Source organism: Pedobacter sp. MC2016-14 (assembly GCF_020991475.1).
Taxonomy (GTDB): Bacteria; Bacteroidota; Bacteroidia; order Sphingobacteriales; family Sphingobacteriaceae; genus Pedobacter.
Genome location: NZ_JAJMPA010000001.1, coordinates 1,912,204 through 1,924,121 on the forward strand (window position 1 = coordinate 1,912,204; position 11,918 = coordinate 1,924,121).

Consider the following 11,918-nt stretch of genomic DNA (forward strand, 5'->3'; position numbering starts at 1 on the left):
TTTGAAAAGAATTGTAATTGTTTGAAAATTGAAATAGTAATCAGGTTAGTGTAACAATATTGTATTACTTTTATATCCTGATTTGATACTATGCGATTGTTTGCCGTAATATTTTGTGCCCTGATGCTGCTTTGTGCTGCAGGAAGTTTTGCGCAGAATATCACACTAAAAAAAAATAACATTACCCTTGAAGAAGTTTTAAAGGAGCTGCGCAGCCAAAGCGGGTACGATTTCTTTTTTGAAAGAAGCCAGGTTGCTACTGTTAAAAAGCTGAATCTGAGCATCAGCAACCTTCCCTTGCCTGAGGCTTTGGATGTGGTATTTGATGAACTGCCCTTTAACTATAGCATAGAAGATAAAACTGTAGTGGTCTATAAAAAACAACCATCTTTAGTAGAGCGGATCAGTAGTATTTTTACTGGCCAAACTATCCAGGGAAGGGTAATTGACGATAGGGCTGAAGGCTTGGGAAACGCAATTGTGAAAGACCTGCAGAGCAATAAGACTGTCCAGACCAATGAGCGGGGCTTTTTCTCCCTTTCTGGTGTAGCCAAAAATGCGAGGCTCAAAATATCCTGCCCTGGCTATGAAAACAGGGAGCTGGAGGCGACAGCAGACCTTGGCGCTATTGAGCTGTCTTTGGTGATAGGGAGGCTAAACGAGGTAAGTATTGTTGCTACAGGTTACCAGTTTTTACCTAAAGAACGTGTAACAGGTTCATTTGTGCAGTTGGAAAATAAACTGGTCAATAGAGATGTAAATCCAGATGTTTTGGAGCGGATAGAGGGAATAACAAGTGGCGTAAAATTTAACCGTGGTTTTAATGTATCGCCCAGAAGCAAAATAGAAATCAGGGGCAGGTCTACCTTGTTTTCTGATGGCAACCCCCTGATTATTTTAGATAATTTTCCTTATGATGGAGATTATGCGAACATTAATCCTAATGATGTAGAGCATATTACGGTGTTAAAGGATGCTGCCGCAGCTTCCATTTGGGGCTCCAGAAGTGGGAATGGTGTAATTGTGATTACCACAAAAAAAGGCGCTTTAAATATGCCTGCAAAATTTAGTTTTAACACTTCATTTGATTTTAGCGGGAAGCCTGATTTAAACTATATTCCGCGGCTCAGCTCATCAGAATTTATTGAGGTAGAACGGTTTTTATTTGATAAAGGGGTTTACAATACCGCCATCAGCAACGGTTCTGCGCTATCTCCCGCGGTAGAAATTTTACTGGCCCAAAGGGATGGCCCACTTTCTGTTACTGATGCTGAGGCCAGGCTTAATCAGTTAAAGTCTATAGACGGTAGGGAGCAGGCTGCCAAATATGGTTTCAGGAATTTTGCTTTAAACCAGCAGTATGCAGCCAATGTAACAGGAGGCAGCGAGCGAAGAAAATACTTTTATGGTGTGGGTTACGATAAAAACACCGAGATCCGCCACAACAATGGTTACCGCAGGCTCAGTTTTAAAGCAAATAACAGTTGGTATTTTTTTAAAAAACGCCTGGAATTTTCATCGTCCCTAAGTTATACCCCAGTTAGGCAATCTGCAGGTATATCTGTGGCAACTTTCCTGCCATATCCTTATGTGCAATATGCAGATGAAAATGGTCAGCCCCTGGCTTTGGCAAATACCTACAGGTTATCTTATGCAGCGACTGCAGGCGGAGGCCGGTTGCTGGATTGGACTTACAAGCCACTGCAAGAACAGCGCGATAACTACAGTAAGCAAGTGACGGATATTGCAGATTACCGTGCAGATTTAGCGCTCGACTATAAGGTGATTGAAGGTTTAACTACATCCTTAAATTACAATTATGGAAAAACACGGACCAAGAATTATGTACTGAACGAGTTGGAATCTTATTATACACGCAATGAAATTAACCGCTATACACAGGTAAATTCTAATAATGGTGTGCTAAGTTATCCCATTCCATTGGCCAACATTACAAGTACGGTAGATGGTTATTTAATGTCCCAAAATGCACGCTTACAGTTCAATTATGCCCATACCTGGAGCAGGCATAACCTGAATTTACTGGCAGGTTATGAAATCAGGGACAATACGCTTGAAAGTAGTTTGGGTTTATATTATGGATATCAAAAAAACAGTGGTTCCAGCCTAAACAACTCGTTAGATTACAATACCGCTTTTCCGCTGTTTAACGATCCAACTCAAACTGCCCGTGTACCAGGGGCCGCGGATAATCTATCAGGTACCTATAACCGCTTTTTATCCTACTATTTTAACGGCTCTTATATTTTTATGGAAAAATATGGGCTTACCTTTAGTGCCCGAAAAGATGAATCTAATATTTTTGGTTTAGCCACCAATGAAAAAGGAGTGCCTTTATGGAGCACTGGTTTATTGTGGGCGCCAGATCCGGCCCTAAAGTTAAGGGGCAGTTATGGCTATACCGGAAATGTTAACAATACCATATCTGCTTATTCTACCATTAATGCGGTGCCCGGGCTAAATTCTTATAGGCAATACGTATCAAGTATTCTTAACCCACCAAATCCTTCACTGCGTTGGGAGAAGATCCGCAATTTGAATGCAGCTGTAGATTTTTCGACCAATAACAAGCGCTTTAGTGGTACTGCAGAATATTGGACCAAACACGGTTTGGATTTAATTGCCAGGAGCCCTATAGCCGGGCAAACAGGTATCAGTACCTTTATGGGTAATGCCGGGGCTACCTTTACCAGAGGCTTGGACGTGGTTTTAAACAGTACCAATACAAACGGAGCAGTAAAGTGGTTTAGTACCTTCATGTATACCCGTACTGAAAGCAAGGTTACGGATAACCGCATTCCAAATGAATTAAATTTGGATATTGTTCAGACTAATTATTTAGGTCCTTTACAAGGTTATTCTTTTTATTCAATCTTTAGTTTTAAATACCTGGGTTTAAACGGGTCCGGCAATCCCATTGGCGTTTTAAACGGGCAGCCGAGTACGGATTATGCAGCCATTGTAAATTCCAGAAATCATGATGACCTGGTATACAATGGTTCTGCAGTACCGCTGGATTTTGGAAGTTTACGAAATACAATGGTTTACAAAGCATTTGATCTGAGTTTTAACCTTGTGTTTAAGTTCAATTATTATTACAGGCGAAATTCTTTAAATAATGGAACTTTATATGGCTTAGGTACTACTTCGCAAATGGCTGATTATGAAAGGAGATGGCAGCAACCCGGCGATGAGCAATTTACCAGTGTGCCGGCATTGATTTATCCATCAAATCCAGCCCGAGGCCAGTTGTATCAGTATTCGGAAGTGCTAATTGAAAAAGCAGACCACATCAGGTTGCAAGACATCAGGCTGGCTTACCACTTGGGTAGCAGGCCTAAACTTTACCTTAAAGACCTGAATATTTTTACCTATGTGGGTAATGCAGGGATTCTTTGGAAGGCAAATAAATACCATGATGATCCAGACTATCCTGCTTCATTGGGCTTAAAGCCCACACGAAGCATTGCATTTGGTTTATCAGCAGCATTTTAAAGCATGGAAATAAAAATGAACCGTAATCTATTGTTGGTAATCTTATTGTGTGTAGGACTGATAGCATGTAAGCGGGCAGATTTTTTAGATAAAAAGCCCAGTACGCAGATCAAAGTGCCCGAAACTTTAACAGATTTTCAGCAACTAATGGACAACAGTAGTATCATGGCAAGTATAGGTATTGCCTTGCCGCAAATGGCTGCAGACGACTATACTTTATCTGATGCAGCCTGGCAGGCCTTGCCATTGGCTACGGAACGCAATTCGTACATATGGGCCAGCGACATTTACCAGGGCGAACGGGCAGAAAATGACTGGAACAGTCAATATACGGCGGTTTTTTATGCGAATACGGTTTTGGAGGGATTGGCCAAATCAGACAGTGCGGGTTCTACACAAGGTTTGTTTTTAAAGGGCAGTGCCCTATTTATGCGTGCCTATGCATTTTATGAATTGACCCGATGTTATGGGAAAGCTTATGACGCGACAAGCGCAAATACAGATTTGGGGATTCCTCTGCGTTTAACTGCGGCCATAGATTATATTGAGCCAAGGGCTACTTTACAGCAGAGTTTTGATCAGGTTTTGAAAGATTTAAACGAGGCCGAAAATCTTTTGCCCACTGCAAGACCAGCCTTAAATTTAAACCGACCTTCCAGAATAGCAGTGTATGCGCTATTGGCGAGAATTTACCTTGATAAGAGAGATTATGTAAACGCAGAGGTGAATGCCGATAAATGCCTAGCCTTGTATGATAAGTTGACTGATTACAGGTCCATCAGCAAAACGAGCGCTACACCATTTACCGTAAATAATAATGAGGAATTGATTTATGTATCTGGAGGTGCTGTTTCATACTCTGAACTCATTGCAGCATATGCTGCAATGAGTTCCCGCATTAGTGATGATTTGATTAAGCTATACCACAAAGATGATTTAAGGCTTGTAACTTATTTTGCAAGATTAAGCGATGGTACCTATTATAAAAAAAGAGGTTATGCTGGGAGCTCAAGTTTATATCCTTTTTATGGTTTGGCTACTGATGAAGTTTACCTGATAAAAGCCGAATGCCTGGCAAGGAGGAAAAAAAATAGCGAGGCATTGGACAAGTTGAACCAGTTGCTGATTAAACGCTTTTCAGATCCAGATGCGTATATTCCCGTAATGGGCAGTTCGGATACAGAGGTATTGGCAGCAGTTTTACTGGAAAGAAGAAAAGAATTGGTTTGGCGGGGGCTAAGGTGGTTTGACTTGAAGCGTTTAAACAAAGAAGGTGCAGGCATCTCCTTATCCAGAACCTTAAATGGGAAGACCTACACCCTGGCCCCTAATGAGGCCAGGTGGGTCTTTCCGATTTATCCTGCTGAAGTAGCTATCAGTGGTATTCAACAAAATGACCGTTAAAGGGATTTAGTCCCAGTAGATAGAATTTCCACCTTGCGAGTAAGCTGTCAGCCAACCACTAGCAATATAGACATCAATCTGCGCGCTTGTATAGTAACTTTGCAATAATGTAGTCAAGCTCGGTATATTGGTTTTTCCAGAAGTAGTTACCCGATAAATACAACGCCTTTCAGATGATGCGGCACAAAATTCAGGATCTGGGATTGCTGCTGGGTCACTCGGATCTACCTGCGTAAATTGATCTGCTGTTCTCTGAACTAGGTAGTCAAATCCTACAGTGCGGTTAAGTATATTGGTTTTAACAGGCGCTTTTTTTACATTGGTAAATGCGCTAAGGGTGCATGCCAGGCCAGCAACCAGTAGGCCAGTCATTAATTTTGAATTTTTCATCTTGATAAAAATTAATTGTGTGTATAGTGATTTATAAGTTTCATTGCATAAGCAGCCAGCAGAACTAAGCCCAGGTTCAGGTAAATGTGCTGTGTCCAACTGAGACTGGAAATTACCCCTCCGCAATGGCAGGGAAGCATTTTTGCGGCAATTTTCATATAGAGCAGGTATCCCGTAAACAGGAGCATTAAACCGAGGGTGAGTTGAAGCCCTCTGAGCCTGCTTTTTGGAAATATTAAAAGAAGCACAATAAAGACCTCAATTGCGGGGATGAAGATGGCTACATACTTGCCAGCCGGCTGCATGAAGATCATTTTTACCATAAAGCCTTCAAAACTTTGAAGGTTTAGAAATTTGTCTGTAGCGGTGTAAATAAACACCGCGATAAAAAGGTAAGTAATGGCCTCGGCCAGCATGTTTTTGATTTTTCCTAAATTTCCCATTGGTTACAGACACAGTTTTTGCTGCTGTATCTGGGGCCAAAGTTATAGCCTGTTTAAGAAGGGGATATGGAGCCTTTAACTATTGTAAAGCCCAATTTGGCCGTATTTTGATGAAATACTCCATCTGGTTTTACAAATATTAGGAATGGTGTTTTAGGTGGTGATGAATGGCTTCTGTTTATTACATGCGTTCGGCATGCGTATATACCATCTTAAGGATTGGCTTGAATCAACTTCGAGGTTGCGTAAGGGTTGAGTAACCTAAATGCCTTTCAACCTCGAAGTTGATCTGAACGTAATTCGAACGTGATTGCTTGATGGTATATACGCATGCCGGACGCAGCCTGGTAACATGGATTACTATTTATGCAGGTATCGGCTTGAAACGTTATTTTCCATAATGAATTCAAGAATTCCGATGAGGTATACTTCTTTTAAACCTACATTTTTCCAGTTTGTGTCTCCTTTTTTAAATTGCTCATGAATCATTCGCGAGAGGTAAATATTATCTTAGTGCTATTTAAGGCTAAGAGGGTTTTATAACTAAATAGGTTTGGTAAAACCATGTGCTTATACAAAATTAGTATTGGCTTAACATTAAATCAATATTCGGAGGATAACTTTGAAACACATAAAAGCGGGGAGAAGTTCATGCAAAATTATAATATTTTAATTTTATCTATTACATTGCATCGTGATAACCTGAAAGGGTTATACTCTAACCAAATATTTCTATGTCTGTAAAAATAACTGTAGATGCTGCTTTGTTATTGCGTTGCCGTAATAGGGATCAGATAGCTTTCAAAGCTGTGTACAATCACTACCACAGAAAAGTTTATCAGTATGCCTATTCCTACCTTAAAAACAAAGAACAGAGCGAAGAAATACTACAGGATACTTTTTTAAACATTTGGGCGAACATAGAAAAGTTAAATGAAAAACTTCCTTTTGAACCCTATTTGTTTACCATTTGCCATAGGGAAGTGCTGGATGCATTTAGAAAAATGGCGACAGCAAATAAGTTAAAAGCAAATCTTGTAAAAACGAATACCGAAATAGACAATCATACGGAAAACGAGATCCTGTTGTCTGATTTGAGGCGCTTTTCTGAAACAGCCATTGCGAAGTTACCCAAGCAACAGCAGGCCGTATTTCAACTCAGTAAACTGGAAGACCTGAGTTATGAAGAAATTGCACAACGCTTAAACATTTCTAAAAATACGGTTAAAAATCACCTTATTGTAGCCTTGAAAACACTGCGCCCGCAGTTTGAACGTCATGGTGTGGTATACGGGCTCCTGCTGTTTTTGCTGTTTTAAAAAATATTTTATTTTAACTAGTCCACATTTATTACTCAAACGTATTCTTTATATAGGGTTGAAAATAACCTATAGTAAAGAAAATGAGTAGATCTAAAAAACGCTTAATATACCTTCTCGAAGCTTACACCAGTCATAATATTGGTGCTGATGAGCTGGAAGAACTCACTGAATACATCAGCAACAGTTCTTCAATGGATGCCGAACTGACGGAATTGATGCGGCAGTTTTGGGCTGCCATGCCGGAAGATGCTGAAATGGAAGTTCCCGGCGAAGCTGTTTTTGAAAATATTTCCAAACACCCTCGTTTCTTAAAACCTGAAGCTAAGGTTATCACTTTTTACAAATGGAACAACCTGCTAAAGTATGCTGCAGTTTTAGTGTTGCTGTTGAGTGCTGCTTTGTTGGTATATAGGCCTCATTTTGGCAGCTCTGCCGAGAGCACGCGGTATGTAAAAACGGTTATTCCATCCAAAGAAATAAAACCAGGTGTTAAAAAGGCAGTGCTAACATTGTCGGATGGATCTGAAGTGATACTACAGGATGCTGGCAAAGGGACGCTGGCCCATCAGGGTAACGCCAGACTGGAGCAAAACAATGGGCAGTTGTTGTACAAAGACCACAGTGCAGCTGGTCATGACTTGCAGTTGAGTATGCAAAATAAAATTACCACACCTAAAGGTGGAGAATATCAGCTTGTTTTGAGTGATGGAACAGCCATTTGGTTGAACACAGGATCAAGCATCAGTTACCCGGTAGCATTTGCAGGTACAGAGCGCAGGGTTAAAATTACGGGGGAAGTTTATTTTGAAGTTGCCAAGAATGCCAAAATGCCTTTTATAGTGGAAGCCAATGGAACCGAAGTTAAAGTGTTGGGCACGCATTTTAATGTAAGCGCTTATGCCGACGACCGGGAAGTGCGGACAACTCTGGTAGAAGGCTCAGTTAAGGTTAGTAAAAATGGTCAGCAGGCCTTGCTGAAACCAGATCAGGAGGCCAGGGCTATTAATGGTACAAATAGGATCAGCGTACAAAATGTAGATGCCACAGAAGCATTAGCCTGGAAAAATGGTACCTTCTTGTTTAACAATGAGGACATTAAAACAGTGATGAAAGTAGTCTCCAGGTGGTATGATATTGATGTAACATATAAAGGAGATTTGGCCAATAAGACTTTTGGAGGAACGATCTCCAGGTTCGAGAGCTTCGAAAAACTGCTTAAAACCCTGGAATTAACAGGTGCAATACATTTTAAAATAGAGGGAAGGAGGGTCATTGTGATGCCTTAGGGCATAAAGATGGCTTTTTAAGTAAATCAGGAGCGGTACCAAGCGCCCCTGATTAATGCTTATTGAGCTTAAGGTTTAAAATCAACCGCTGTTAACAATTAATTTAAAAATCTTAATTTCAAATGTATAAAAAATTTACTAAATTATTAGTGATAAAGCTACCCGTTGCATTGCTGGTGTTCAGTTTCTTGCAACTGAACATAGCCTTTGCACAGAAAATAACATTTAAAAAAAGCCAGGTATCGCTGGAAGAGGTATTCAAAGCGATAAGAAAGCAAAGTGGATATAACATCTTCTACAATGCTGAGATGCTTAAAGGCACAGGTACGGTATCTGTTAACCTTACAGGGGCATCTTTACAGGATGCAATGAGGATAACCCTTGAGGGAAAGCAACTCGATTTTAAAATTGTAGAGAAAAACATCATTATTTCGAAAAGGATAACTGCTCCGGTTAAACAGGAACTTACAATCAGAGGTAAGATCCTGAATGATCAGAATAATGCTTTTGAAGGGGTAAGTGTAAGGGTTAAAAATAGTACTGTAGGTACACTGACAGACAAGACTGGAAACTATAAAATAGTTGTACCCAATGGAAACGCAGTGTTAACCTTTAGCTATTTGGGTTTTTTAAGCCAGGAGAGAAAAGTTGGCGCAAATTCAGTAATTAATTTAAAGCTGGAGCTGGAAGATACCAAACTAAATGAGGTTGTGGTAACGGCTTTGGGGATAAAAAGAGAAGAAAAAGCATTAGGATACTCCATTACAACTTTGAAGGGAGACGACCTGACCAATGCAATTTCTAACAACTGGACGGATGCATTATCCGGAAAAGTGGCTGGTCTAAACCTGTTGCGCTCTAATGGAGGTCCGGCAGGTTCTAACCGCATTATCCTGAGAGGGGAAAATTCTTTGTCAGGAACTACAGAGGCCCTTATTGTACTGGATGGTGTGGTGATCAGCAATTCCAGCGGTGCATCTACCGGAAATGGAACAGCCTATATGGGTGATGACTCGCCAACAGATTATGGCAGTAGCATTAATGACATTAATCCGGCGGATATTGAAAGTGTATCTGTTTTAAAAGGGCCGGGGGCTACGGCATTATATGGAGCAAGAGGTGCCGGTGGGGCCATTATCATTACCACAAAACTTGCTGATCCTAAAGTAAAAGGTATTGGTGCAAGTTTTAGTTCCAATACCTCTTTTGAATCGGTTTCGCGCTGGCCAAAGTATCAGAACGAATATGGACAAGGCTTAAGCGGACAGGATTACTACTCTTATGGAAACAGTGCCGACGGTACGAGTACCAGAAGCACAAGTGCCGCATTTGGGCCAAAATTTGACGGACAAGAGTATTTTCAATATGATCCAAATACATTTACAACAGGGGCAAACAGAACACCATGGATCGCTTACCCGGATAATAAGAAGGACTTTTTTGAAACAGGGGCAACGTTCACCAATTCACTTTCCCTGGAAGGTGGTACAAAAGCAACTTCTGCACGCCTGGGTTACACCAATGTACAAAATAGCTGGATTATCCCGAATACTGGCTATGAAAGAAATTCTGTTGCCCTGAGTTTAACACAAAAAGTAACGCCTAAGCTGCAGCTTTCTGCAAAAGCAACCTATACCAATAAATCTAGTGATAACCTGCCAGCGATGGGATACAACAATCAAACCATCATGTATTGGATGATCAGGCAGGTGCCTAACGCAGATTTATCCTGGTTTAATCCTTACTGGCTCCCCGGGCAGGAAGGCCTGGTGCAGAACCGTCCTTTTGTAAGTGTGGTGGATAACCCATACTTGATCACCAACGTAATGCTGAATAAATCTAACCGTAACTCTGTTACGGGAAATGTACAGGCACTATATAATTTTACAAGCAATTTAAGTTTAATGTTGCGTACCTCGCTGGATATGAGTTATGATGCCCGTTCGCAACAGCGCCCAAAAGATACCCAGAATTATAAACAGGGGATGTACCGGACACAAAATATTTATACTCAGGAAATAAACGCAGATTTTTTACTGAATTATAAAAAGGATTTTGCCGAAAAGTTTACAACAAACTTCTCTTTTGGTGGAAGTACCTTAAAAAATACTTACAACAAAGACGAGATCCGGGCAGAAACTTTATTTGCGCCTAATATTTTCAATTTCGCCAACAGCATGGATGTTCCAATCGCCTATGTAACTAAGAACAGGTTTGGTGTTTCCAGTTTGTACGGATTGGCAAGTATTGGTTACGATAACTTTATATACCTCGATTTAACTGGTCGTGAAGATTGGACAAGCACTTTGGTGAGGCCGGACGGCAAAGTTGAGGGCTTCTTTTATCACTCTGAAAATTTGAGTGTGGTATTGTCTGATAAGCTTACGTTGCCATCCTATTTCTCCTTATTAAAATTAAGGGCCTCTTATGCAGAGGTAGGTAGTGGGGGAACAACGCCTTATTTAACATCCTTTGTGTATGATTCAGAAAGCAATTTTCCTTCTGGTTTATCCAACCCATCGGTTATTGCCAATCCTAACTTAAGACCAGAACGTTCCAAAAGCATCGAACTAGGAGCAGACATCCGGTTTTTTAACGGAAGATTGGGCGCAGACGTTGCCGTATATCAAAATAATACCAAAGATCAGATTTTAAGGGTTCCGATAGATCGTGCCTCTGGATACAGCTTTTCTGTTTTGAACTCTGGCGAGGTTCAGAATAAGGGAATCGAGGTCTCAATGAATGGTGCTCCGATTAAGCACAACAAAAGAGGCTTTAATTGGAACATCACCACCACTTTTACCGCTAACAGGAACAAAATCTTATCGCTTGCGGATAGTGTAGAAACTTTAATCTTGCAAACTGGTCCGGGATCAAGAGGTACCATTGAGGCCCGTGTGGGGGGTAGTATGGGAGATATGTATGGTTTGGGTTACCAGCGTTCTCCAGACGGACAAATTGTTTATGCCAATGGTTATCCTGTTAAAATACAGACTTCGAGGCTGCTGACCAATGTATATCCAAAATGGAAGGCCTCAATAGGCAATCAATTTAGTTACAGACAATTTAGGTTTAATGTATTGTTTGATGCCCAGTTTGGTGCAAAGGCTTACTCACATACCCATTCCTTAAATGCAACATTGGGTAAACTCGAAAGTACCATTCCCGGACGTTATAACGGTATAATAGGTGATGGTGTAATTTTAAATGCTGACGGCAGCTACCGTAAAAATGATGTGGCCGCTACAGATATTTCTACTTACTATACAGAGCATTTTACAATTGACAACGTGGAAGCCAACCTGTTTAAGACAGACTATATTAAGCTAAGAGAGGCAAGGTTAGATTACGCCTTTTTGCCACGGTTAACTAAAAAGTTAAAGTTACAAGCTGCCAGCATAGGTATTTATGGTCGTGACCTCTTTATCATTAGTAACTGGCCTTCATTTGACCCGGAATTTGGAACAGTAAATAACGGGTTAATCCAGGCTGGATTTGAAGTAGGTCAGTTTCCTGCAACCAGGACCATCGGTGTTAACCTTAACGTAAGATTTTAA

General features: G+C 40.7%; 8 protein-coding genes. 5 read left to right on the forward strand and 3 right to left on the reverse strand.

Annotation, left to right across the window (positions count from 1 at the left end; all coding sequences use genetic code 11):
* The first annotated feature begins 90 nt into the window (after positions 1 to 90).
* Both LPB86_RS08055 and LPB86_RS08060 read left to right on the forward strand, forming a co-directional pair.
* A complete protein-coding gene (locus LPB86_RS08055) occupies positions 91 to 3,516 on the forward strand; it encodes a SusC/RagA family TonB-linked outer membrane protein (protein ID WP_230642251.1) in 3,426 nt (1,141 codons plus the stop codon).
* A 15-nt stretch (positions 3,517 to 3,531) separates the two neighbouring features.
* A complete protein-coding gene (locus LPB86_RS08060; RefSeq protein WP_230642252.1) occupies positions 3,532 to 4,920 on the forward strand; it encodes a RagB/SusD family nutrient uptake outer membrane protein in 1,389 nt (462 codons plus the stop codon).
* A 6-nt stretch (positions 4,921 to 4,926) separates the two neighbouring features.
* Here LPB86_RS08060 and LPB86_RS08065 read toward each other — a convergent pair whose 3' ends face one another.
* The 3 genes from LPB86_RS08065 to LPB86_RS08075 form a co-directional block, all read right to left on the reverse strand.
* Positions 4,927 to 5,292 (reverse strand): hypothetical protein, encoded by a 366-nt coding sequence (locus LPB86_RS08065; protein ID WP_230642253.1) that lies wholly within the window; start codon positions 5,290 to 5,292, stop codon positions 4,927 to 4,929.
* Between the two features lie 29 nt (positions 5,293 to 5,321).
* On the reverse strand, positions 5,322 to 5,753 hold the full coding sequence (locus LPB86_RS08070; protein WP_230642254.1) for a MauE/DoxX family redox-associated membrane protein: 432 nt from the start codon (positions 5,751 to 5,753) through the stop codon (positions 5,322 to 5,324).
* A 360-nt stretch (positions 5,754 to 6,113) separates the two neighbouring features.
* Positions 6,114 to 6,242, reverse strand: a complete 129-nt coding sequence (locus tag LPB86_RS08075) for an Rpn family recombination-promoting nuclease/putative transposase (RefSeq protein ID WP_230642255.1) — start codon at positions 6,240 to 6,242, stop codon at positions 6,114 to 6,116.
* 245 nt (positions 6,243 to 6,487) lie between these two features.
* On the opposite strand from LPB86_RS08075, the gene LPB86_RS08080 reads away from it, so the two are divergent.
* From LPB86_RS08080 to LPB86_RS08090, 3 genes are all read left to right on the forward strand, one after another.
* Complete coding sequence (locus LPB86_RS08080) at positions 6,488 to 7,072, forward strand: RNA polymerase sigma factor (RefSeq protein ID WP_230642256.1); 585 nt, start codon at positions 6,488 to 6,490, stop codon at positions 7,070 to 7,072.
* Positions 7,073 to 7,155: 83 nt separating this feature from the next.
* Positions 7,156 to 8,361 (forward strand): FecR family protein, encoded by a 1,206-nt coding sequence (locus LPB86_RS08085; RefSeq protein WP_230642257.1) that lies wholly within the window; start codon positions 7,156 to 7,158, stop codon positions 8,359 to 8,361.
* 122 nt (positions 8,362 to 8,483) lie between these two features.
* On the forward strand, positions 8,484 to 11,918 hold the full coding sequence (locus LPB86_RS08090) for a SusC/RagA family TonB-linked outer membrane protein (RefSeq protein ID WP_230642258.1): 3,435 nt from the start codon (positions 8,484 to 8,486) through the stop codon (positions 11,916 to 11,918).

Excerpts from the sequence above, each read along its gene's own strand:
- LPB86_RS08065 (WP_230642253.1), bottom strand. The coding sequence starts at position 5,292 with ATGACTGGCCTACTGGTTGCTGGCCTGGCATGCACCCTTAGCGCATTT.
- LPB86_RS08090 (WP_230642258.1), top strand. The coding sequence starts at position 8,484 with ATGTATAAAAAATTTACTAAATTATTAGTGATAAAGCTACCCGTTGCA.
- LPB86_RS08070 (WP_230642254.1), bottom strand. The coding sequence starts at position 5,753 with ATGGGAAATTTAGGAAAAATCAAAAACATGCTGGCCGAGGCCATTACT.
- LPB86_RS08085 (WP_230642257.1), top strand. The coding sequence starts at position 7,156 with ATGAGTAGATCTAAAAAACGCTTAATATACCTTCTCGAAGCTTACACC.
- LPB86_RS08075 (WP_230642255.1), bottom strand. The coding sequence starts at position 6,242 with ATGATTCATGAGCAATTTAAAAAAGGAGACACAAACTGGAAAAATGTA.
- LPB86_RS08060 (WP_230642252.1), top strand. The coding sequence starts at position 3,532 with ATGAACCGTAATCTATTGTTGGTAATCTTATTGTGTGTAGGACTGATA.
- LPB86_RS08080 (WP_230642256.1), top strand. The coding sequence starts at position 6,488 with ATGTCTGTAAAAATAACTGTAGATGCTGCTTTGTTATTGCGTTGCCGT.
- LPB86_RS08055 (WP_230642251.1), top strand. The coding sequence starts at position 91 with ATGCGATTGTTTGCCGTAATATTTTGTGCCCTGATGCTGCTTTGTGCT.